Raw genomic sequence first — 20,351 nt, forward strand, 5'->3', positions numbered from 1 at the left:
GGCCGCTCAGGAGCACCTCTCACGGGCTCTCCGGGCCGGTCGGTCCCACCGTCAGTACGATCTTGCCGGTGGTACGGCCGGTCTCGCCCAGCCGGTGCGCTTCGGCGGCCTGTTCGAGGGGGAGGACGGTGTCGACGATCACCCGCAGGCGGCCGGACTCGACCAGTCCGCTGATCTCGCGCAGACCTTGCCGATCGGGCTCGACGAGCATGAACACCGCCCGTACCGCCGCGGCCTCGGCCTGCCGCGCGGGGAAGGTGTCGTCCAGCGGGAGGATCGAGACGAGCGTGCCTCCCGGGCGCAGAGTGCGCAGGGAGCGTGCCCAGGTGGGGCCGCCGATGCTGTCGAGGACGACGTCGACGTCGCGGACGGTGGAAGCGATGTCCTGGGTGCGGTAGTCGACGAGTTCGTCGGCGCCGAGCGTGCGCAGCACGTCGTGCTTGGCGGCACTCGCCGTGGCGATGACGTACGCGCCGCGCGCCTTGGCGATCTGCACGGCCAGGTGGCCGACGCCACCCGCCGCGGCGTGGATGAGAACGCGCTGCCCGGGCCGTACCCGAGCGGTGTCGACCAGGGCCTGCCACGCCGTGAGCGATGCCAGCGGCAGGGCAGCGGCCCGGACGTGGTCGAGGCCGTGCGGGCGCGGAGCGAAGTGGCGGGCGGGCGCGGTGACGTACTCGGCGTACGCGCCCGCCGGGTACGGGAAGCGGGGCATCCCGAACACCTCGTCGCCGGGCCGGAAGACGGTCACTCCCGCGCCGACGGCTTCGACGACACCGGCCACGTCGAAGCCGAGGGTGAACGGGGGCACGGCTCCGGTCGCGAACGCGCCGCGCTCGCGGGTCTTCCAGTCGGCGGGGTTCACGCCGGCCGCGCGCACGCGGACCAGGATCTCGCCCCGGCCGGGCTCCGGCCGGTCCGTTTCGATGACCTTCAGGACGCCGGGGCCTCCCGCCTCGTCCTGCGATACGGCACGCATGGTCGGAGGGAGGGCGAGGGGGTGGGACATGAAGGGTTCCTTCTCAGGGGAGTGCGGGTTCTCGAGCCGGCAGTGGTGCCCGGCATGACCCCAAGGCTGCCCGGCCGGTACATCCCCTGGTGGTGGCGTGATGGCCAGGTCGTGAAAGGATCCGGCCATGCACCGCGTAGGCGTCCTGGCCCTGGACGGCGTCGTCCCCTTCGAGCTCGGCATACCCGCCCGCATCTTCGACGCCGCTCGTGACGGCGACGGCAACCCGCTCTACTCCGTGACCACGTGCAGCCTGGACGGCGGCCCCGTGCGCGCCGAAGCCGACTACGACCTCGCCGTCTCCCACGACGCCTCCCTGCTGGCCGCCGTCGACACCGTCGTCATCCCGCCCTCCCACCGGCTGGGCGCGATACGGGACGAGGGCCGCCTGCCCGATCCGCTGCGGCAGGCCCTGGCGGCCATCCGCCCCGGCACGAGGATCGTCGCGATCTGCACCGGCGCCTACGTCCTGGCCGCCGCGGGCCTCCTCGACGGGCGTCCCGCCACCACGCACTGGCGCGAGGCCGACCGGCTGCAGCGGATGTTCACCACCACCCGCGTCGACCCCGGCGTCCTGTACGTCGACGACGGCGACGTCCTCACCTCCGCCGGAGTCGCCGCGGGCATCGACCTGTGCCTGCACATCGTCCGCCTGGACCACGGCAGCCGCGTCGCCAACGAGGTCGCCCGCTCCTGCGTCGTACCGCCCTGGCGCGACGGCGGCCAGGCCCAGTACATCCGCCGCCCCGTCCCGGACCCGGACGACAGCGGCAGCACCGCGGCCGCCCGGGCGTGGGCCTCGCAGCACCTGGCCGAACCCCTCACCCTGTCCGGCCTCGCCGCCCGTGCCAACATGAGCGTGCGCACCTTCAGCCGCCGCTTCCGCGACGAAGCCGGCAGCACGCCGGGCCAGTGGCTGACCCGGCAGCGCGTCGACCTCGCACGGCACTTCCTGGAGACCACCGACTGGCCCGTCGACCTCGTCGCCCAACGGGCCGGACTCGGTACCGGCGCCTCCCTGCGCCGGCACTTCCGTACGGCCGTCGGCGTCAGTCCCTGGACGTACCGCCGCACGTTCCGTTCCGAGCGTTCCGAACGCTCCGAACGCTCCGAGCAGACGACTGCCTGAGAGTCAGATCCCGCGCTCGATCATGTCGATGACGTGCCGGCCCGCATCGTGGGCCTGGGTGGGGTGGAGGCCGCGCAGGGGGCCGTCGATGAGGAGGACGGCGAGCCCGTGGACGGCCGACCAGGCGAGGAACTCGGCGCCGGGGCGCCGGTCTTCGGGCAGGACGCCGGTCTCCACGAGGTCGTCGAGGGCGGCGCCGAGAAGTTCGAAGGGTGTCTTGCCGCCGCTTCCCGCGGCGTCGTCGTCCGCGGCGTGGGTCATGTCGCCCGGGACGTGGAAGGCCGCGCGGAACAGGCCGGGCTCCTCCTGGGCGAAGCGCAGATAGCCCGTACCGACCGCGCGGAAGCGGGCCCGGGCGGCCTCCTTGTCGTCCGCGGCCGGCGGCAGGGCGTCCTGCTCGGCCTCCATGGTGCGGGCGACCCGGGCCATCGCGGCCTGCGAGACGGCGTGCAGGAGGGCACTGCGGTCGGCGAAGTGGCGGTAGGCGGCGTTCGGGACGACGCCCGCCTGGCGGGTGGCGGCGCGCAGCACGACCGCTTCCGGCCCGCCCTCGCGGGCCAGTTCGACGCCTGCCTTGATCAGGGCGTTGCGGAGGTCGCCGTGGCGGTAGGTGCTCCGCGTCGGCCGCGGGCTCTTCGGCCGGCCCTTGTCCGGTGCTGGTGCCGGTGCCATGTCTCCCTCACATGTGGACAGCATCCACTTAGTTCGCTTAGGCTTCTGCAAGATCGATCAGGAGGTGCGGATCTTCCTGCTTCCCGAATGTGGACATCGTACACAAGGGAGCTGCCGTACCTGCCGTGGCCACACGTGAACGAACCCTACGTAACGACAGTTGCGTAACGACAGCTACGTAGACGACGGAAAGGCAGAACACCGACATGAGCGACACCGTCAAAGGCCCCGCCAGCTACTTCCCTTCCATAGAGAAGAAGTACGGCCGCCCCATCGCCGAGTGGAAGAACCTCATCTCCTCCTCGTCGCTGACCAAGCACATGGAACTCGTCGCCTGGCTCAAGGCCGAGCACGGACTGGGCCACGGCCACGCCAACGCCCTCGTGGCCCACACCCTCGCCGAGAACAGCGGGAAGTGACCGGCGCGAGGCCGCTATCGAAGGTCACGCGCGGCTGCGGGATCCGAAGCCGGCCGGTGGAGAACCGGCCTCGCGCCGGGTCCTCGACGATCGCCCGGTCGGCCTTCAGGACGTCAAGGATCTGCGCCTTCTTGCCTTGCCCCAGCGTCACCCGGCGCGGCGGGCCGGCCAGCACGATGCGGTCGGGGCCCAGGACGACGAGCCGGGACGGGTGCGAGGACCGGCCGTACCACCGCAGGAGAAACTGGCCGGATTCCGCCTGCCAGTCACCGTCGAAGACTTCGGCAGGCCGGTTCCCGGAGAGCTCGGTGTCGCGCCGGAGCCGTTCCTTGCGCGCCTTCTCCTCCCGGAGCGCCTGGCGCTCCTTCTTCGTGCGCAGCAGGGGTCCGAGGACGGCCTCGGCGGTCGCTTCCAGGGCGGCGTAACCGATGCCGATCAGCATGAAGGGGGACACTGCGATACAGCCCAGGATCCCGAGGGGACGTATCCGGCCCGGCCGCAGCCGCGGTCGGCCGGCCGCCTCGTGGACATCCTTCGGCGGCTTCGGGACGGGACCCGCGAGTCTGCACCATCCCGCGGCGACGGGGCGCTCGCCCAGCAACTCCGCGGCTGTCCGCCGGGCACGCTTCGAGATCACGGGCTACGCATCCCCCTCGCTGTAAAGCGACCGATCGGTGCGAAAGGGCAAGGAGATCACACCCGGTCCAGGGGCCGGTGCGGCCCGTCGGGGAGTTCGACCGTGATCGCGTCGCCGGGACGCACCCTTCCGCCCGCCTTCACCACGCTCATGATTCCGGCCTTGCGCACGATGTTTCCGTCCTCGTCGCGGCCGACGACCTTCTTCAGCAGCCCCTCCTGGAAGGTGTCGATCTGCAGGCAGGGATTACGCAAGCCGGTGACCTCCACGACGGCCTCGTTGCCGAGGTGCAGCAGCGTGCCGACGGGCAGGCCGAGCAGGTCGAGGCCGCTGGTGGTGATGTTCTCGCCCAGTTCGCCGGGCGCCACGTGGAATCCCTCTTCGCTGAGCTCTGCGAAGAGTTCCGCTTGCAGGAGGTGGACTTGGCGCAGGTTCGGCCGGGTGGGGTCCTGCGCGACACGAGAGCGGTGCTTGACCGTGACGCCGGCGTGTACGTCCCCCTCTACTCCGAGTCCGGCGAGCAACGTAATGCCGGCCCGGTTGGGCTTGGTGAACGAGTATGCGCTGTTGCTGCTGACTGCCGTTACCGTCCCGGCCACTTCTCGGACCCCCGTTCGAAAGTGCTGATCGCCCCGAGCCTAACCCCCCGGCACCGGGGCCGGCGGGCGGGCGGTTCCGCCCGGGGCACCGGGCTGGTCCGGTGCGGTCGGTGCCAGGCGGCCCGTGCGGTGCAGGGCGAACACGGCCAGTGCGCAGACGCCTCCCGTAGCTGCGAGGGCGAGCCATGGGAGCGCGGGGGTTCCGGCGGAACGGGCGGTGTCCAGTGCCGCGCCGGTGAGGAGGTTGCCCAGCGTGATACCGATGCCGCAGATGGTGTTGTAGAGGCCGTAGTGCGTGGCCACGTACCGGTTCCGGGCGAGGGCGACGATCGTGTCCATCTCGAAGGGGTAGGCCAGCATGGTGCCCAGGGCGATGAGGAGTGCCGACAGGAGGGGCGGTCCGACCGCCAGTGCCCAGCGGGCCGGTCCGCCCGGGGGTATCGGGAGCGCGGCGGCCGCCGCCAGGGGCAGGAAGGCGGCCCCCAGGGCGGTGAGCCCGGCGACCAGTGACCTTCCGGTGCCCAAGTGCCGTCTGCACCAAGCGGTGAGCCGGGTCTGGCCCGCGATGGTGGCGAGCCCGGAGGCGGCGAACAGCAGGCCCACGCCGAGGGTCCCGACCCGCTCGTCCCCGGCCGCGCGGCGCACTTCCAGTGGAAGCGCGAGGTACACCTGGAAGGACAGCGCGTACGAGCCGATCATCGCCAGGGAGAACAGCAGGAACGGCCGGTTGGACACCACCGTGCGCCACTGGGAGAACACCGACGTCACCGAGCTGCCGGCCCCGTGCGACGGTGCCCGGGCCGGTAGCGCCCGGACCTGCACGACCGCCAGCACGGTGAAGATCCCGGCCGCCACGAGGCACGTCAGGCGGAAGCCCACTCCCGTCAGCGCCATCCCCACCAGCGGGCCCAGCAGGATCCCGGCCTGGTAGAAGACGTTGAAGAGGGCGAACGCCTCCACTCGCCGCTCGCGGGCGTCGTGGGCGAGGTAGGCCCGTACGGCCGGGTTGAACAAGGCGCCCGCCAGGCCGGTGGCCGCCGACGCCGCCAGCAGCGCGGGCAGGGAGTCGACGAGCCCGAGCACGGCGAAGCCGGCGATGCGCAGCGTCAACCCGGTGATGATCACGGGCTTGTAGCCGAAGCGGTCCGCGAGGGTGCCGCCGAAGAAGAACATGCCCTGCTGGCTGAAGTTGCGGACGCCCAGGATCAGCCCGACGGTCCAGGCGGCCATGCCGAGGTTCCCGGACAGGTACTGGGCGAGGTAGGGCATGAGCATGTAGAAGCCCAGGTTGATGGTGAATTGATTCACCATCAGCAGCTGCACGCTGCGGTCGAAGGTGCGCGCTTGCGACAGGGGGTTCTTCGGGCTCTCCGGGTTCTTCTGGCTCTTCTGGCTCTTCTGGCTCGTCGGGCTCTTCGGGTTCTTCACAGCCGGCCCTCGACGTCCGCACCGGCGCCGCCGCCCTCCTCGGCGGGCCCCGCGCCACGCCGTGAGGCCAGCGGGTCGACGACGGTGACGCACCTCGTCCAGCGGGTGACCTCCTTCTCGTCCGGCCTCCCCACGACCTCGGGCTCCGCGGCCGGGGGCGCGCCGAGGAGGCCGTGGGCGGCGCAGTAGTCGTCGTCGTAGACCGTGCCGAGGTAGCGCTGCGGACCGTCGGGAAAGACGGCGGCGATCCGGGTGTCCGCCGGGAGCGTGCGGGCGAGCCAGCCGGCGACCAGGGCGACCGCGCCGACGCTCCAGCCGCCGCTCGCGTAGTGGGAGGAGGCCAGTTGGCGGCAGGCCCACACGGCCTCGGCGGGGGAGACCCAGTGCACCTCGGAGAAGTGCTCGTACGCCACGTTGCGCGGGTAGATGCTGGAGCCGAGGCCGCGCATCAGCCGGTTGCGGGCCGGCTGCCCGAAGATCGTGGAGCCGATGGTGTCCACGCCGACCAGTCTCAGACCGGGGTAGAGCTGCCGCAGTACGCGCGAGACGCCGGCGGAGTGGCCGCCGGTACCGACGCTGCACACCAGGATGTCGATGTGGCCCAGCCGGGCTGCCAGTTCGAGCGCGAGCGGGGTGTACGCGGCGACGTTGTCGGGGTTGTTGTACTGGTCCGGCACCCACGCGTCGGGGTACTGCTCCCGCAGCCGGTCCACGCGTTCGCGGCGCGCCTGCTGCCACCCGCCGGCCGGGTGGGGTTCGGCGACGACGTTGACCTGCGCACCGTAGGCGCTCAGCAGCCGGGTCAAGGACGACTCCAGGCCGGGGTCGGTGACCAGGGTGACCGGGTGCCCGTAGACCATGCCGGCCAGGGCCAGCCCCAGTCCGAGCGTGCCGCTGGTGGACTCAATGATCATGCTGCCGGGAGCGAGGTCGCCGCGGGCGCGGGCCCGTTCCACCATGTACAGGGCGGGACGGTCCTTGATGCCGCCCGGGTTGAAGCCCTCCAGCTTGGCCCAGAAGCCGTGCCCGGCGGGGGCGAGGGGTTCGGACACGCGCAGGACGGGGGTGTCGCCGACCAGGCCGGAGATGCCGGACAGGCCGGGGAAGCGCGAACGGGCAGCGTGGTCACTGTCGGTCGTCAACGGGTCCATGGTTCGTTCGCCTTTCGGTCGATGCACCGGTGGGGGAGAGGGAAGGGCGAGGGGTGGGCGGTCCCAGGACCCGGGCTTTTCCTGCGGTCATCAAATGCGAAGGAACGCGAAGGAACGCAAAGGAACACGGCGCAGCGCAGGCAGAAGGAACCGAGGCAGGGCGCGGCTTTCTCCGCAATCCCCCTCAGGGGGAGGAGAGAAATACCGAGAATGCGGGCACCAGGACCGGGTGGGAGCGAAATCCCACCGTTTCGGAGTGCCTGACGGACTTCTAGATGCGCAGGACGCGGGACGTCGCCGACGGCGCTGCTTCCGGCGCGGCCGGAGACGGCCGTGTGCCCGGCCGGGAATGCGCGCTCATTGCCCGCAGCGCGTCGCACAGCGCCGAGCAACCGGGGGCGAAGAGGGCCGGGCCCTCCTGGGGCTTGCCGGACGTGCAGTCCTCGGCGCCGTGGGAGGACTCGTCCTCGTGGCGCTCGGAAGCGTCGGTCTGTTCCGCGACGCCGGGAGCGGCGACCGGGGCCGGCTCCCCATGGGCGTGATGCTCGTCAATGGCGTGCGCGAAGGCGGACAGCGCCACCGGCTTGCCGGTCGCGTGACTGACCGCGCTCTCCCCGCTGACGCCGTGGGTGTAGAGCACGCCGAACAACAACAGGGCCAGCCACAGCAGACGCGACGGACCCGGCACCGAGCGGTGGGTCCGTCGCGCGAGGAATACGAGCTGGGCCGAGACCATGACGTGATCGTAGGGAATTCAGGGTCGCCTATGTCAAGGGCGTTGTAGCGAGGGGCACGTGAATCGCGCCGAACCACTGCTCGGCGCCGTACTCCTCGAACCGCTCCACCTCGATGAACCCCAGCTTCGCCGCGAGGCGCATGGCGCGGTCGTTGGCGGTGCGGGTGCAGAGCACCACCGGCTCGCCGGGAACCGCGTCGGCGAACCAGCCGAGTGCCGCCGCGCACGCCTCGGCGGCGTATCCGCATCCCCACGCCTCCGCCAGCAACATATAGCCGAGCTCGGGCTCCCCGGCATCCGGACGGACGTGACCCGGACGCGCGAAGCACGAGCCGTTCGCTCCGTATCGGGGCGGGCGGCCAGGCGACGGGGCCGAGTTCAGTCATGGCGGGCAAGCTATCGCATGCCCGTGTGAGCCGGCTGGGATGTTCCCACCGGGGGCAGGACTTGGCTTAGGTGGTGAAGCCCGCCCGGTCCCTTCGGACGTCAATCGCCGACGGCGTCCTCCCACAGCCGAAAATCGGCCGGCCGGAACCTAGCACCATTCGCGCAGGGCGGGCCAGGTCTTCGGGCCGACTTCTCCGTCGACGGCCAGTGTGCCCTTGCAGAGGCGGTTGTAGTGGTCCTGGAAAGCGCGCACGGCGGCCCGTGTGTCCTGCCCGTACTGGCCGTCGATACCGAACGGCCCGATGTCGTAGTCCCGTTTGACCAGGATGCACTGGGCTTCCTTCACGGCATCCCCGGACGATCCGAATTTGATGACGACGCTGTTGCCGTCGTAGAAGCCGCACGTGAGGGGCGTACTGACGGTGCCCGTGGCTGAGGTTCTGGCCGTGGCCGTGGTGAGGGCCGGGAACGTCACTTCCGCCCACAGCGGCTTGTGGTCGGAGACCTTCGTGTGCGTGACGTCCGAGGACTTCACGTGGACGGACGGCGGGACGAAGAGGTAGTCGAATTTGTCGCCGCCGTCATGGGTCGCCTCGCCGCTACGGCACCAGACGAACGTGCTGACGATGAACTCGCTCTCCTTGATGGTGTTTCCGCACGGGCTGTCGGTCTCCTTGAACGTGCCGTGCGCGCCGCGTCCGTAGCCCGGATCGTAGAAGTTGTCGGCGACCGCCGAGAGGGGGTCGTCGTTGAAGTCCCCGCCGAGGAACTTCATGTACCCGGCGAACTCCGCCCTCGCGAGAATCGCCTTGGCGGCAGCGGCTTCCCTGCGCCGGACGTTCAGGGGGAACGACTCGTTCCCCGAGGTCAGGTGCGCCGAGCAGACGAGGAGCTTGCGGGCGGCCGACTTCACGCAGATCATCTGCCGGCGCTCGATGGGGTCCTTGATGTCCGTAGGGGTCAGGACTTCGGCGAAGGACTTCTCGATGCCGAGGTCCTTGCGGTACAGCACGGCGTTCTGCTGCAGGGCGTTGTTGTGGTAGCACTTCACCGGATTCCGGGAGGTGTCCGTCCCGCCGAAGATATCGGTGGTGGCCAGCTCGTAATCCGCCGAAAGGGCGTTCCGGACACGGTCCGACCAGTCGTTGCAGGCCTCCTGCAGCGTGACGAAAATGGGCTTCCAGTCGCGGACGCTGCGGACCAGGGCGTCCGGTGCTTCGTCGGTGAGCTTGCCGTAGACCTTGTGCCCGCCCGCCTGGTTGAACGTACCGATGACGATCCGGTCCGCCGACAGGGGATTCGCGGGTCTCGCCTGTACTGGCGGGCGCTCCGACGAGGGCGCCGCGTGGCCGACGGCGGCCGGCATCCAGGCCGCGGCCGCGGCGGTCAGCAGTGAGGTCACTCCGAGCATGGCGCGCCTGAGCACAGTCATCCCTGCCCTTCTGGAATGCCGGACCGGCCGAGAGGAGTCTGTGGGGCGCGCCGACACGCGGGCAAGGCGCGAACTGGCCGTCCTCAGTCGACGAGGACGTCGTCGGTCTCCTCGAAGTCCTCGATCTCCGGTGTCCCGCGTACCACGTAGAAGGGAAGGACGACCTGGCCCACCAAGGGCTCGCGGGGGAGGGAGAGGCCGAAGTGACTCTCGACGATGCCGACGGTGCGGCGTTCGCCGCCCTCGTGCTCCTCACCGAGATCGAAACGGCAGACGAGCTTCCCGTCCCGGGCGTAGTCGAGCACCTTCGGGGGATGCGCCGGCGCCGGGTCCAGGCGGATGGCCTCGGCCCCTTGGCGCGACACCTCCGGAAGGCGCTCGTGGCCTGTGGAGTCGCCGTATTCCAGGGCGAAAGACCAGTCGCCGCTCCTGCCGACGCGGATCAGGCCGTCCCCGTCCTCACCGGGGCGGTACAGGCCGTTGGCGACCGCGTCCCACGCCTCCATGTCGCTGATCGGCCTGCGACCGGCACCGGGGAGGTCACCTCCCATGCGGGTGGCCAGTTCCTCCGGCCCTATGCCGCGGGCGAAGACGATGCTCTCGTCCCAGATGTGCAGGTCGAACAGCCACTGAATGCCGTCACGCATGACGTCCGTCCCTTCCCACGGCTTCCCTTCCCCTGACCCTCCCCGCACACTAAGCGGTCCCACTGGCAGCGCGGCCTGCCGCGTCAGTGGGGCCGGACGGCGTGGGGCGTGGCCGGGGTTCAGGATGATGTCGTTATCGACCACTTCAGCTGGGCCGGTGCCGATGACGGGGTTCCCGTGTACTTCGAGGTGTACGCGGGTGCCTTGCCGTAGTCGTCGCCGCCGGTGCCCAGGTACCAGCCGTTGCCGTCGTTCTTGATGAGCTTGGTGCTCGCGTCGTAGGACCATTTCAGCTGTGGGGGAGCGGTTGCCGGGTCACCCGTGTATGTGGTCGTGTACGCCGGGGCCTTGGCGGAGGACGAGGAGTCGCCGCCGCTGCCGAGGTACCAGCCGTTCGCCTCGTTCTTGATGAGTTTGGTGGCGGGGTCGTAGGACCACTTCAGGTTGCCGGGGGCGGAGGCGGGTTCTCCCGTGTATTTGACGGTGTACGTGGGGGCCTTGGCGGGGGACGTTTCACCGCCGCTGTCGAGGTACCACCCCGCGTCCTCGTTCTTGATGGGTGCAGGGGAGGGGGCGGCGGCGTGTGCTGCGGCGGGGGTCAGGGTCAGCATTGCTGCGGCGGCTGCGAGGATCGCGGACCGCCGGGCGAGCGGGTGCATGAGCGGGTGCACGAGCGGGTGCACTGGCATGGTGTGCCTGCCGTTTCTGCGCGTGGCGTCGAGAAGGGAGAAGGCGAACGGTTCGCCTCTGGACCGCGCTGTCCGCAACGAGCATGGGCCCGCGCCCGTTCGCGCACCCACCGGAACCGTTCCCCACCACCGGTTCGTGCATGGGCATGCGGCTCGGCCGGGTGCGCAGCGGCGCCGCCGCGCGTTCGGGGGCGCCCGGCGTGCGCGCGAGGCCGGCGGCAGTGCTCCGGCTCGCAGTACACCCGAGCGCATCTGAGGGTGTTTCAGCCGGCCCCTGGTCGCATGGCGGGTTTCCGGCCCTCGGCCGGGGACACGCGCGGGGATAGTTGGTAGGGGCCCGTAGCGGCCCGGCACGCGGAGAATCACACCAGGGCGGACCGCCACCGCACAACCGGTGCGGGAGCCCGGTGACGTCGACCTCGACCCCAGCAGCCGGAGGTTCCCCATGAGCGGTAGCAGCAGCGGCACGATGAACAGGCAGACCGGCCCGGAACGCCCGTACGACGTCGTGCTCTTCGGGGCGACGGGTTACGTCGGGGAGCTCACGGCCGAGTATGTGCTGGAGCACGCGCCGGAGGGGTGCCGGTGGGCGCTCGCCGGGCGCAACCGCGCGAAGCTGGAGAGGCTGCGGGAGCGGCTGGCGGCGCTCGACTCGCTGCGTGCCGCGGATGTGGCTCTGGTGACCGCGGACGCGGGCGACCCGGCCGCTATGCGCGCACTGGCCGAGTCCACGCACGTCGTCGCCTCGACGGTCGGCCCGTACATCTGGTACGGGCAGGAACTGGTGGCGGCGTGCGCGGAAGCCGGTACCGATTACACGGACCTCACCGGAGAGCCCGAGTTCGTGGACATGACGTACGTACGCCATGACGCCCAGGCCCGCAGGTCGGGCGCGCGCATCGTGCACGCCTGCGGGTTCGACTCGGTGCCGCACGACCTCCTCGCGTACTTCACCGTGCAGCAGTTGCCGGAGGGCGTGCCGCTGACGGTGGACGGCTTCGTGCACGCGTCGGGGATCATCTCCGGCGGCACGCTGGCCTCGTCCCTGGCGATCGCCTCGCGGCAGCGCCAGGCGAAGGCGGCGGCGGAGGAGCGCAGCCGGTACGAGCCGAGGCCGGCCGGGCGCCGGGTCCGGGCTCCGCTGGGGGCGCCGCGGTTCAGTAAGGAGACGGGCACGTGGGCGCTGCCGCTGCCCACGCTCGACCCCCAGGTCGTACGCCGCTCGGCGGCCGCGCTGGAGCGGTACGGGCCCGACTTCCGTTACCGCCACTACGCGTCGGTGAAGCGGCTGCCCGTCGCTCTGGCCGGGCCGGTCGGCCTGGGAGTGGTGTGGGCGGCCGCGCAGGTGTCCCCCGTACGGTCCTGGCTGATGAGCCGCTACGAGCCGGGGCGCGGGCCGAGCGCGGAGCAGCGGGCCCGGGCGCGGTTCCGGGTGCGGGCCGTCGGTGCAGGCGGCGGCCGGCGCGTGTTCACCGAGGTGACGGGCGGTGACCCGGGCTACGGGGAGACGGCGAAGATACTGGCCGAGGCGTCACTGAGCCTCGCCCTGGACGACCTGCCGGCCACCGCCGGCCAGGTGACGACGGCTACGGCCATGGGCGACGCGCTGATCGCACGGCTACGGGACGCCGGCATGCCGTTCCGCGTGTGTCACACCGACTGACGAAGTGGTGCCCAGAGGGTGTGCACAGGGTCAGCACTGGGGGCGCTTGCCGTGGTTGGCCGCCTTGCGGCGGGCCCTCTTCTTGCGACGCCGCTTCGAGGACATGCCGTCTCCTCTCCCGATTCATCCCCCCATCCATCCCCCCTTTCATTTTCCATCAATTTATACCGTTCAGGCATGATCTGCTCGGCGAGCGCCCGGGCTGAGCAGGAGCTCCGTCTCGGTGACGATGATCCCGGGTTCCGCCGTGGGGACCATGTGGTCGGCCTGGTGCGCGAGGACGTGCCGGCCGCGCGGCGACTGCCGGGCGCGGTACGCGTGGGAGGCGTTCACCGACGTGCGGGCCTGTGCGCTCATGCCGAGGGTGGGCCGGGTCGCGGAGATGACCGTGACCGGAAGGTCGCCGAGAGCCGGCGGGTGGTCGAGCAGGGCGCGCAGGTCGGCCTCGACGGTGGCCTGTTCGGCGCCCATGGACCGTATCGCCGTGACGGTGAAGGCCTCCGCCCGCATGTCGGCGGCGGCGTCGGGCGGCAGGGCGGCGGTCACCTTGCGGAAGAGGAGGCCGAACATGCCGAGGCGGGCGAGCAGCATGGCCATGCGGAGGCGGCTCTTCTCCAGCTTGCGGATGGAGGGGTCGAAGAGCAGGTCGCAGGCCTCGTCCGTGGGATCGGCGAGCACGAGGCCCGCGATCCGCTCGGGCCGGGCCGCCGCGGCGAGGCGCACGATCGGGCCGCCCCAACTGTGCCCCACCAGGATGAACGGGCCGGGTCCGAGGTGGTCGAGCAGGTCTCCCAGATCGTCGGCGAGCCTGGCGAGGTGGCGCCGGCCCGAGGGGTCGGGCGCGCCGCGGCCCAGGCCGCTGCGGTCGTAGACCACGGTCCGTGCCGACTTCGCCAGAGCCTGCTGGGCGGGCGCCCAGTACGAGCGGGTCGCGGCCAGGCCTCCTTCGAACACCACGGTCGGCCTTGCGTCTTCCGCCCCGCCTGCTGCCGGCCCGGGCCGTTCCATGAAGTACAGCTCGCGTCCGTCTCGGGTCCGTGCGGTGCCGGGAGTTCCCTGGCTGTGCTGTCGCTGCATGGTGACCGTCCTCAGAAGCGGATCCGGCAGGCCGTTCGAACGAAAGTGAACTTAGGCTAGCCTAAGTTGCCGGTGGGGTGACCCAAGGTTGTCCCAGTAGTCTTTGTCGCTGTGACCGGTACTGACGCAGCGCTCAAGACGCGCTTCCTCGTTCTCCACGACTACGGCATGGGCGGCTCGTGGTGGTGGGTCTCCGCGCGGTCGGAGCGGGAGATCCGCGAGACGTTCGCGTGGGTCGAGGTCGTCACGGACCCGGAGACCGTGGCGTGGCGCGGGGGCGACGACGACCTGGAGGAAGTCGACATCGACGCGCCGCGGATGCCCCCGGGCCTGGACGGGCTGCGGTCCGCGCGCGACGCGCAGCGCGGACGCCCGGGCTTCGGCGCCCTCGCCGGCAAGGACGTCCTGTACCTGCGCCGCCGATGGGACGAAGGGGATGAGGGGGATGAGGGGGACGACGAGAGCAGCGAGGGCGACGAGGATTCGGCCGTCTACCTGATGGAGGTCGGGCCCGACGGGCGCCGCACGCGGCAGGTCGAGCTGTCCGAGGACGGAAGCGTCGTCAAGAGCACCCCCGACGACTGGCCCTTCAATCCGCCGATCGTGGACGTCTTCGCCCCGGAAGTGGCGGGGCAGGAGATCAGCCGCGCCGAGTTCGAGGAGCACTGGGCCCGTGCGCGGCCGTTCGTTGGGGACGCCGGCTGACGGCGAGCGTGTCAGCGGCCGTGCTCCGCGAACGCCGCGGCCACCTCCTCGCGCCCCGCGCCCGCCGCGAGCAGCAGGCGCAGGAGCACCCTGGCCTTGTACGGGTCGAGCAGCCCGCCGTTGATCAGCCCGCGTTGCTGCAGGTCGGTCTCCGAGCCGGGCGCGCTGTAGGTGTGCCGCAGCACCGGGCCGCTGCCCGTGCGGGAGGTCAGCACGACCGGGATGCGGTCGGCGAGAGCACCCAGTACGGGGGCGAGGGGTGCGGGCACGTGCCCGACGCCGAAGCCGGCCACCACCAGGCCCCCGTACGTCTCGGCGAGCCCTTCGAGCCGGTCCCCGTCGTCGTCCAGGGTGACGCAGTGCAGGGCCACGCGCGCGGCGTCGACCCGTGCTCTGCTGCAGCCGGCCGGCAGGACGGTGGTACGGCGCGGCGGCACGGCCAGGACCCGCACCTCGCCCTCGATGACGTGGCCCACCGGCCCGGCGTTCGGTGACGTGAACGTCGCCGTGCTCGTGCTGTGGGACTTGCGGACCCATCGCGCCGCGTGCACCTGGTCGTTGAAGGCGACCAGCGCGCCGAGTCCCCGCGCCGCGGGGGAGGCGGCGACGTGCGCGGCCGCGAGCACGTTGGCCGGCCCGTCGGCGCCGGCCATGCCGGGCTGCCGCATCGCGCCGGTCAGCACGAACGGTGCCTCGTGCTCCCAGACCAGGTCGGCGAGGAACGCGGTTTCCTCCAGCGTGTCGGTGCCCTGTGTGACGACGACACCGGCCGCCCCGTCCGCCACGGCCCGCGACGCGGCCGAGACGACGTCGAGCACCTGGGCGAAGGTCAGGCTCCCGCTCGGCACGGCATGGACGTCCTGCACGTCCAGCACCGCCCCGAGCCCGTCGAGCCCGGGCACCGCAGCCGTGATCTCGGCACCGGTCAGCCGCTCACCCTTGGCGCGCCCGGACACCGATATCGTGCCCCCGAGCGCGAACAGCGCGATGTTCACGTTCCCCCCTCGTCACCGTCGACAGGCGCCAGATTACGGTGCCGTACGGCCCCGGAGGGCAGGGCCTCCCTCAGGCCCTGGGCTGGGTGAAGCGGATGCGGTTGCCGAAGGGGTCGCGGAGGCCGCAGTCGGTCCCGTACGGGCGGTCGGTGGGCTCCTCGGTGAACTCGACGCCCCGGGCCAGCAGCGTCTCGTACGTCTTGCGGCAGTCGTCCGTGGTGAAGATGAGCCAGCCGCCCATCGCCCCCTTGGTCACCAGCTCGCGGACCTGCTGCGCCGTCTCCTCCGACATCGCCGGGGCGCCCGGCTTCTCCAGCAGGATCTGGCGCTCGGGCCGGCCCGGGACGCGGACGGTCAGCCAGCGCATGAAGCCCATGTCGACGTCGGCGGCGACCTCCAGACCGAGCTTGCCGACGTAGAAGTCGAGGGCCTCGTCCTGGTCGAGGACGTATATCTGCGATTGCGTGATGGCGTTGAACATGTGCACCACGCTACGGGGAGCGCCGGGCGAAAACTTATCCAAAACTGCTCGGTCGCGGGAGGGGGGGCGAACTGCTCGGTCGCGTGAGGCCGACAGCCGGTCAGCCGCTCGGCCGCGTCCACGCCATCGTGAAGCACGTCGGCACGCCCGCGGACACCGCTTCCTTGCGGTACGTCCGCGGCGACCGGCCGACGATGTCGCGGAAGGTGCGGCTGAAGGTCCCCGGGCTGCCGAAGCCGACCTCGAAGCAGATGTCCGTCACGCTGCGGTCGGTCTCCCGCAGCAGGAACATCGCGCGCTCGACGCGCCGCCGCTGCAGGTAGCGGTGCGGCGTCTCGCCGAACACGGCCCGGAACGTGCGCGTGAAGTGGGCCTCCGACACCAGGGCGATCCGGGCCAGCGCCGGCACGTCCAGGGGTTGCGCGTAGGCGCGGTCCATCGCGTCACGGGCCCTGAGCATGCGGCGGTTGGTGTCTTCGGCGGGAGTGCGGCTCACGGCGCCATCACATCACGGGCTCACGGCCCGCCCGCTCCTGAGGCCGGCTCACTCCTGAGGCCGTGCCCCGGGGGCCGGGCGGGGCCCGGCGAAGGACTCCGCCTGCTGGACGAACTGCGGGAGCCACTCCTCGTACGAGACCCCGCGCATGTACTCCAGTGCCATCTCCGCATCCTTGCCGACCACCGTGTGGAGGGGGGTGGCGGGGTTTTCCACAGCGGCGACGATGCCCTCGGCGGCCTCACGGCTGTCCGCTGCCCCCTCGCCCATCCGCGAGAGGAAGCGCGCCAGCCACGCCTCGTCCGCCGCGTACGGGTCGTCGCCGGAGGACTGCCGCTTGGCGGCGTTCTCGTGGATCCGTGAGCTGAAGGCGCCCGGTTCGACGCACAGCACGCGGATGCCGAACGGCTGCACCTCCGTCGCCAGCGCCTCGCTCGCCGCCCCGAGCGCCGCCTTGCTGGAGGTGTAGAACCCGCCGTACGGCACCGCCCACATCCGGGCAGCCAGGGAGCTGACGTTGACGATCACACCGGCGCCGCGGGCCCGCATGGCGGGGAGGGCGGCGCGGATGGTACGCAGCGCACCCCAGTAGTTGGTCTCCATCACCGCGCGCGCCTGTTCCAGGGACGCGCCCTCGACGGCGCTGGTGTAGTCGACCCCGGCGTTGTTCACGAGTACGTCGATCCCGCCGTGCCGCTCCTCGACCGTCCGCACGGCGGTGGTCACGGACGTGTCGTCGGTGACGTCGAGCGTCAGCACCTCAATGTCCAGGCCTTCGGCGCGCGCCCGTTCGCGGAGCGCGTCCGCCTTGGCCGGATTCCGCATCGAGGCGTGGACGCGGTCCCCGCGCCGGGCGAACGCCAGGGCCGTCTCCAGGCCGATGCCGCTGCTGCAACCGGTGATGAGGACTGTCGCCACGGCCGACCGCCTGCCTTCCGTCGAAGATATCGGTGTCACTGATGCCGGTGTCGCCGATGCCGGTGTCGCTGATGCCGATGCCGGTGATGCCGGGATTCCGGATCCGTCGGCAGACTACGGGCGGCAGGGGAACGGCTTCAGCCCCTACGTCCCCCTACCGCTGCGTTCTCTTCCCCGCGGCGTGAGGTAGGGGACCGAATGCCGCCAGCGCGGTGGGCGTGAGCAGACCAGGCTGGCCGCATGACGAATCCTGATGCTGGTGCTGACCTGCGCATGACCGACGACCGCAACGCCGGCCGGTTCACGGCCGGTCGGCCGACGATTGACAGACCGACGGCTGATCAGTTGCCGGCTGACCATCCGCCGACTGACCACCCCGTGACCGACTCCGTAGCCTTCCTCGCGGGCATGTACGAAGCGGAGGCGGCTTTCCTCGCGGCGGGCGGACCGGGCAGGGCCGCGTTCGGCCTCCTGGCCCCCTACTTCGCTCCCGACGTCGTCCTGCACCAGGCCGATGCCCTGCCGTACGGCGGAACCTGGCGCGGTCACGCGGGCATCGAGGGCAACATGCGGGCGATGGCCGCGGCGTGGGAGCTGTTCGAGTTCGCCGAGCAGGAGTTCCTCGCCACCGGCGGCACCACGGTGGTACGCACTCTGGTCCGTGCCCGCGCCCGGGCGACGGGCCGCGAACTGACCTTCCCGATCCTGCAGACCATCACGTTCAAGGACGGCAGGATTTCCGAAGTGCGCCCCTTCTACTGGGACACGCAGGCCGTAGCCGAGGCGTGCGCGGCCCCGGCGGAGGGCGAACTGCCCCGGTGACAAACGTTTTGCGTCCTGCCCGCCGGTGTCCTGCCGCCCGGTTACGGAACGGACGCGCCCACCACTTCCTGGCCGGGTTCGCGCCGCGTGGCGTCCAGGCGGTCGAGGAACACCGCGGTGACGGACGCGAGCGGTTCGGCGTCCGTGCGCCGCACCTCGAAGGTGCAGCCCTCGGCGTCGCCCGCCGCGGCGGAGGTGCGCTGGGCCGCGGCGTGCGGCACACCCGTGTACGCGGCCAGGGCGGCGGCGATCACGTCACCGGAGTACAGGCACAGGCCGGGCGCGTCGGCGAGAGCGTGCCCGGCCCCGACGACCTGCTGCGTCGCGCAGAAGCAGCTGCCCGGGTCCGTACGCACCCATACGCCGGCGCCCGTGTTTCCGTCCCCGCCACCGACCGGTCCGACGGTGCGGGCGTCGCGCACGAGGGCGGGTACGTCCATCCGGCGTCCCGTCGCCAGTAGGGCCCGGCTGTGGGCGACCAGGCGGTCCGCCGCCTCGGCGAGAGAGACTCCGCCGCCGTCTTCGCCGCCCCGCTCGCGGCGCAGGCTGCCTTCCTCGAAGTAGCGCGGCCACAGGGCCATGGCCTGAGTGACCGACCACGCCCAGTACATCTCCTCGGGTGTGACCTCTCCGTTCCCGAAGGCGAAGTTGAACTGGTCGAAGAGCGCGGGCTCGGTGAGGCTGTCGATGAGTCCGGCCGTCAGACAGGTCCGGTAGTCCGCGGAGCCGGGGATCGGGTAGAAGGGGTTGGTGTAGAACCGCACGCCGGCCAGCGCGCAGTTCACGGAGTCCTGGGCGATGTCGGCGAGGCTCTGGCCAGGGAGTCCCACGATGAGCGAGCCGTTGACGTCGAGGCCGTGCCGCCGGAAGAGCGAGGCCCCGGCGGCCACCTTGGGCAGTGAGGTGAATCCCTTGCGCATGCGGCGCAGCCGCGCGGCGTCGGTCGTCTCCAGGCCGAAGAAGAGGCTTTCGAACCCGGCGGCGACCATCTCCGCCACGAGGTCGTCGGAGAGCTTCAGCACGGTGATTCCGTTGGGCAGCCGGAGTTTGACCTGCAGTCGCCTTTCCCTGATGATCCGGCATATCGAGCGGACCCGCTCCATGTCGAAGGTGAAGTTGTCGTCCTCGATGAGGAACCGGTGCACGCCGAATCGGTTGACGTAATGTTCGATTTCGTCGACGACGTTTTCGGGGGTCCGGGCCCGGAACTCCTTCCCCACGGTGGCGTGGACGGTGCAGAAAGTGCAGCTGAAGGGACAGCCGCGGCTGGTGATGAGCGTGGTCGTCCCGTCGTAGCGGGAGAAGTCGAGCTGATCGGCGGCGGGCGGCGCGAGGGCGTCGAGGTCGGCGGCGAACGGGGCCCGCGGGCGGATGTGCGGAGCGCCCGGCTCCGTACATCCGCAGAACCCCTCGCCGCACCGGAAGGCGATCCCCGGCAGCCGGTCCAGGCGGCGTTCGCCCGCCAGCCCGGCGACGAGCGGGCCGACCGTCGCCTCGGCCTCGCCGAGCACCACGACGTCGATCTCCGGCACTTGCAGGGCGTGCGGGAAGCTCACGGTGCCGTGCTGACCGCCCAGGAGGACCACCGCCCGCGGGTGGATGCGCTTGGCCAGCCGCGCGAGCTCGTAGGCGGACTCGTAGAAGGGCGTGAACATGCAGGAGATGCCGATGACATCCGGCCTGCAGCCGCGCAGCGCCTCTTCCGTCCGCTCCCGGCGCGCACCCCAGTGCAGGATGTGCTGCCAGCGCGGGTGGTGCCGGAGTTTCTCCCGCTCCTTCGCGGTGAGTTCGTCCTCGGGAACCACGTGGTTGTCCTCGGTGAAGGAGAGGGCGTCGAAGATCGTCGTCCGGTGTCCGGCCTCCCGCAGCGCGGACGACAGATAGGCGAGCCCGATCGGCACGTGCCGGCCGACCTCCACCATGCAGGCCCGGATCGGTGGCTTCATCAGCAGGATGCGCATGGCTTCTCCTCAGGGGTCGGAGGCCTCGCAAGGCACCCCCGAACACCTGTGCACGCTCCCGGAACGGTGCCTGAAAGGTGCCTGAAAGACGTGGGTCGATCCGCCCCATTCTGTGCCGTACTTCCGGCTCGGACCAGGTGGTTTTACGCCCCATGCAACCGGCGGCGGCATTCGCTCCCGGCAGGAACATTCTCTCGGGGGAGACAGGGAAGACAGGGAAGACAGGGAAGGCGGGGAGGGCAGGGAGGGCAGGAAAAGCAGGGAAGGCGGGAAAGGGGTGCGGGGAACCGGGTTCATC

Annotated in this window: 21 protein-coding genes and 1 pseudogene; 5 read left to right on the forward strand and 17 right to left on the reverse strand. The window is 71.1% G+C overall.

Going from position 1 to position 20,351, the window contains the following annotated elements; genetic code table 11:
• Nucleotides 1-19 precede the first annotated feature (19 nt).
• On the reverse strand, nucleotides 20-1,009 hold the full coding sequence (locus tag ACSNOG_RS07725; RefSeq protein ID WP_436751795.1) for an NADP-dependent oxidoreductase: 990 nt from the start codon (nucleotides 1,007-1,009) through the stop codon (nucleotides 20-22).
• A 127-nt stretch (nucleotides 1,010-1,136) separates the two neighbouring features.
• On the opposite strand from ACSNOG_RS07725, the gene ACSNOG_RS07730 reads away from it, so the two are divergent.
• Nucleotides 1,137-2,138 (forward strand): GlxA family transcriptional regulator, encoded by a 1,002-nt coding sequence (locus ACSNOG_RS07730; RefSeq protein WP_436751796.1) that lies wholly within the window; start codon nucleotides 1,137-1,139, stop codon nucleotides 2,136-2,138.
• A 3-nt stretch (nucleotides 2,139-2,141) separates the two neighbouring features.
• Here ACSNOG_RS07730 and ACSNOG_RS07735 read toward each other — a convergent pair whose 3' ends face one another.
• Entirely contained in the window at nucleotides 2,142-2,810 is a 669-nt protein-coding gene (locus ACSNOG_RS07735) for a TetR/AcrR family transcriptional regulator (RefSeq protein WP_436751797.1), read from the reverse strand.
• 206 nt (nucleotides 2,811-3,016) lie between these two features.
• Here ACSNOG_RS07735 and ACSNOG_RS07740 point away from each other — a divergent pair, with 206 nt between their 5' ends.
• The gene (locus ACSNOG_RS07740) at nucleotides 3,017-3,229 is read left to right on the forward strand and encodes a DUF4287 domain-containing protein (RefSeq protein ID WP_436751798.1); all 213 of its coding nucleotides are present in this window, start codon (nucleotides 3,017-3,019) and stop codon (nucleotides 3,227-3,229) included.
• On the opposite strand, the gene ACSNOG_RS07745 is transcribed toward ACSNOG_RS07740, so the two are convergent.
• The 9 genes and pseudogenes from ACSNOG_RS07745 to ACSNOG_RS07785 form a co-directional block, all read right to left on the reverse strand.
• Nucleotides 3,150-3,671, reverse strand: a complete 522-nt coding sequence (locus tag ACSNOG_RS07745; RefSeq protein ID WP_436751799.1) for a hypothetical protein — start codon at nucleotides 3,669-3,671, stop codon at nucleotides 3,150-3,152. The two genes, ACSNOG_RS07740 and ACSNOG_RS07745, sit on opposite strands and share 80 nt — an antisense overlap.
• Nucleotides 3,672-3,922: 251 nt before the next feature.
• Nucleotides 3,923-4,465 carry an MOSC domain-containing protein gene (locus ACSNOG_RS07750; RefSeq protein ID WP_436751800.1) on the reverse strand — a complete coding sequence of 181 codons (543 nt, stop codon included), beginning with the start codon at nucleotides 4,463-4,465 and terminating at the stop codon, nucleotides 3,923-3,925.
• Between the two features lie 39 nt (nucleotides 4,466-4,504).
• The gene (locus ACSNOG_RS07755; RefSeq protein ID WP_436751829.1) at nucleotides 4,505-5,776 is read right to left on the reverse strand and encodes an MFS transporter; all 1,272 of its coding nucleotides are present in this window, start codon (nucleotides 5,774-5,776) and stop codon (nucleotides 4,505-4,507) included.
• Between the two features lie 113 nt (nucleotides 5,777-5,889).
• Complete coding sequence (locus ACSNOG_RS07760) at nucleotides 5,890-7,044, reverse strand: PLP-dependent cysteine synthase family protein (RefSeq protein ID WP_436751801.1); 1,155 nt, start codon at nucleotides 7,042-7,044, stop codon at nucleotides 5,890-5,892.
• A gap of 271 nt (nucleotides 7,045-7,315) precedes the next feature.
• The gene (locus ACSNOG_RS07765) at nucleotides 7,316-7,780 is read right to left on the reverse strand and encodes a hypothetical protein (protein ID WP_436751802.1); all 465 of its coding nucleotides are present in this window, start codon (nucleotides 7,778-7,780) and stop codon (nucleotides 7,316-7,318) included.
• A gap of 28 nt (nucleotides 7,781-7,808) precedes the next feature.
• Nucleotides 7,809-8,175, reverse strand: a pseudogene (locus ACSNOG_RS07770) (GNAT family N-acetyltransferase).
• A gap of 140 nt (nucleotides 8,176-8,315) precedes the next feature.
• Nucleotides 8,316-9,599, reverse strand: coding sequence for a peptidoglycan-binding protein (locus ACSNOG_RS07775; protein ID WP_436751803.1), 1,284 nt, complete (start codon nucleotides 9,597-9,599; stop codon nucleotides 8,316-8,318).
• 83 nt (nucleotides 9,600-9,682) lie between these two features.
• Entirely contained in the window at nucleotides 9,683-10,246 is a 564-nt protein-coding gene (locus ACSNOG_RS07780; protein WP_436751804.1) for a DUF6461 domain-containing protein, read from the reverse strand.
• 119 nt (nucleotides 10,247-10,365) lie between these two features.
• On the reverse strand, nucleotides 10,366-10,935 hold the full coding sequence (locus ACSNOG_RS07785; RefSeq protein WP_436751805.1) for a hypothetical protein: 570 nt from the start codon (nucleotides 10,933-10,935) through the stop codon (nucleotides 10,366-10,368).
• 469 nt (nucleotides 10,936-11,404) lie between these two features.
• Here ACSNOG_RS07785 and ACSNOG_RS07790 point away from each other — a divergent pair, with 469 nt between their 5' ends.
• Nucleotides 11,405-12,598 carry a saccharopine dehydrogenase family protein gene (locus ACSNOG_RS07790; RefSeq protein WP_436751830.1) on the forward strand — a complete coding sequence of 398 codons (1,194 nt, stop codon included), beginning with the start codon at nucleotides 11,405-11,407 and terminating at the stop codon, nucleotides 12,596-12,598.
• Between the two features lie 171 nt (nucleotides 12,599-12,769).
• Here ACSNOG_RS07790 and ACSNOG_RS07795 read toward each other — a convergent pair whose 3' ends face one another.
• Nucleotides 12,770-13,555: an alpha/beta fold hydrolase gene (locus ACSNOG_RS07795; RefSeq protein ID WP_436751806.1), complete on the reverse strand. Its 786-nt coding sequence runs from the start codon at nucleotides 13,553-13,555 to the stop codon at nucleotides 12,770-12,772.
• A 231-nt stretch (nucleotides 13,556-13,786) separates the two neighbouring features.
• Here ACSNOG_RS07795 and ACSNOG_RS07800 point away from each other — a divergent pair, with 231 nt between their 5' ends.
• Entirely contained in the window at nucleotides 13,787-14,380 is a 594-nt protein-coding gene (locus ACSNOG_RS07800) for a hypothetical protein (protein ID WP_436751807.1), read from the forward strand.
• A gap of 11 nt (nucleotides 14,381-14,391) precedes the next feature.
• Here the strand turns inward: ACSNOG_RS07800 and ACSNOG_RS07805 are convergent, their stop codons facing one another.
• The 4 genes from ACSNOG_RS07805 to ACSNOG_RS07820 form a co-directional block, all read right to left on the reverse strand.
• Nucleotides 14,392-15,375, reverse strand: a complete 984-nt coding sequence (locus ACSNOG_RS07805; protein ID WP_436751808.1) for an asparaginase — start codon at nucleotides 15,373-15,375, stop codon at nucleotides 14,392-14,394.
• A gap of 70 nt (nucleotides 15,376-15,445) precedes the next feature.
• Nucleotides 15,446-15,856: a VOC family protein gene (locus ACSNOG_RS07810; RefSeq protein WP_436751809.1), complete on the reverse strand. Its 411-nt coding sequence runs from the start codon at nucleotides 15,854-15,856 to the stop codon at nucleotides 15,446-15,448.
• Between the two features lie 100 nt (nucleotides 15,857-15,956).
• A complete protein-coding gene (locus ACSNOG_RS07815) occupies nucleotides 15,957-16,352 on the reverse strand; it encodes a helix-turn-helix domain-containing protein (protein WP_436751810.1) in 396 nt (131 codons plus the stop codon).
• Nucleotides 16,353-16,400: 48 nt separating this feature from the next.
• Nucleotides 16,401-17,270, reverse strand: a complete 870-nt coding sequence (locus ACSNOG_RS07820) for an SDR family oxidoreductase (RefSeq protein WP_436751811.1) — start codon at nucleotides 17,268-17,270, stop codon at nucleotides 16,401-16,403.
• Nucleotides 17,271-17,678: 408 nt separating this feature from the next.
• Between ACSNOG_RS07820 and ACSNOG_RS07825 the strand changes: the two genes are divergently transcribed.
• Complete coding sequence (locus ACSNOG_RS07825) at nucleotides 17,679-18,092, forward strand: nuclear transport factor 2 family protein (protein WP_436751831.1); 414 nt, start codon at nucleotides 17,679-17,681, stop codon at nucleotides 18,090-18,092.
• 41 nt (nucleotides 18,093-18,133) lie between these two features.
• Here ACSNOG_RS07825 and ACSNOG_RS07830 read toward each other — a convergent pair whose 3' ends face one another.
• Nucleotides 18,134-20,053: a B12-binding domain-containing radical SAM protein gene (locus ACSNOG_RS07830; RefSeq protein ID WP_436751812.1), complete on the reverse strand. Its 1,920-nt coding sequence runs from the start codon at nucleotides 20,051-20,053 to the stop codon at nucleotides 18,134-18,136.
• Nucleotides 20,054-20,351: the final 298 nt, after the last annotated feature.

Source organism: Streptomyces sp. URMC 124 (assembly GCF_051386455.1).
Classification (GTDB): Bacteria; Actinomycetota; Actinomycetes; order Streptomycetales; family Streptomycetaceae; genus Streptomyces.

What these genes read in the sequence shown, in the direction of transcription:
- ACSNOG_RS07725 (WP_436751795.1), bottom strand. Translation starts at nt 1,009, where the DNA reads ATGTCCCACCCCCTCGCCCTCCCTCCGACCATGCGTGCCGTATCGCAG.
- ACSNOG_RS07730 (WP_436751796.1), top strand. Translation starts at nt 1,137, where the DNA reads ATGCACCGCGTAGGCGTCCTGGCCCTGGACGGCGTCGTCCCCTTCGAG.
- ACSNOG_RS07735 (WP_436751797.1), bottom strand. Translation starts at nt 2,810, where the DNA reads ATGGCACCGGCACCAGCACCGGACAAGGGCCGGCCGAAGAGCCCGCGG.
- ACSNOG_RS07740 (WP_436751798.1), top strand. Translation starts at nt 3,017, where the DNA reads ATGAGCGACACCGTCAAAGGCCCCGCCAGCTACTTCCCTTCCATAGAG.
- ACSNOG_RS07745 (WP_436751799.1), bottom strand. Translation starts at nt 3,671, where the DNA reads ATGCTGATCGGCATCGGTTACGCCGCCCTGGAAGCGACCGCCGAGGCC.
- ACSNOG_RS07755 (WP_436751829.1), bottom strand. Translation starts at nt 5,776, where the DNA reads ATGGTGAATCAATTCACCATCAACCTGGGCTTCTACATGCTCATGCCC.
- ACSNOG_RS07760 (WP_436751801.1), bottom strand. Translation starts at nt 7,044, where the DNA reads ATGGACCCGTTGACGACCGACAGTGACCACGCTGCCCGTTCGCGCTTC.
- ACSNOG_RS07765 (WP_436751802.1), bottom strand. Translation starts at nt 7,780, where the DNA reads ATGGTCTCGGCCCAGCTCGTATTCCTCGCGCGACGGACCCACCGCTCG.
- ACSNOG_RS07775 (WP_436751803.1), bottom strand. Translation starts at nt 9,599, where the DNA reads ATGACTGTGCTCAGGCGCGCCATGCTCGGAGTGACCTCACTGCTGACC.
- ACSNOG_RS07780 (WP_436751804.1), bottom strand. Translation starts at nt 10,246, where the DNA reads ATGCGTGACGGCATTCAGTGGCTGTTCGACCTGCACATCTGGGACGAG.
- ACSNOG_RS07785 (WP_436751805.1), bottom strand. Translation starts at nt 10,935, where the DNA reads ATGCCAGTGCACCCGCTCGTGCACCCGCTCATGCACCCGCTCGCCCGG.
- ACSNOG_RS07790 (WP_436751830.1), top strand. Translation starts at nt 11,405, where the DNA reads ATGAACAGGCAGACCGGCCCGGAACGCCCGTACGACGTCGTGCTCTTC.
- ACSNOG_RS07810 (WP_436751809.1), bottom strand. Translation starts at nt 15,856, where the DNA reads ATGTTCAACGCCATCACGCAATCGCAGATATACGTCCTCGACCAGGAC.
- ACSNOG_RS07825 (WP_436751831.1), top strand. Translation starts at nt 17,679, where the DNA reads ATGTACGAAGCGGAGGCGGCTTTCCTCGCGGCGGGCGGACCGGGCAGG.
- ACSNOG_RS07830 (WP_436751812.1), bottom strand. Translation starts at nt 20,053, where the DNA reads ATGCGCATCCTGCTGATGAAGCCACCGATCCGGGCCTGCATGGTGGAG.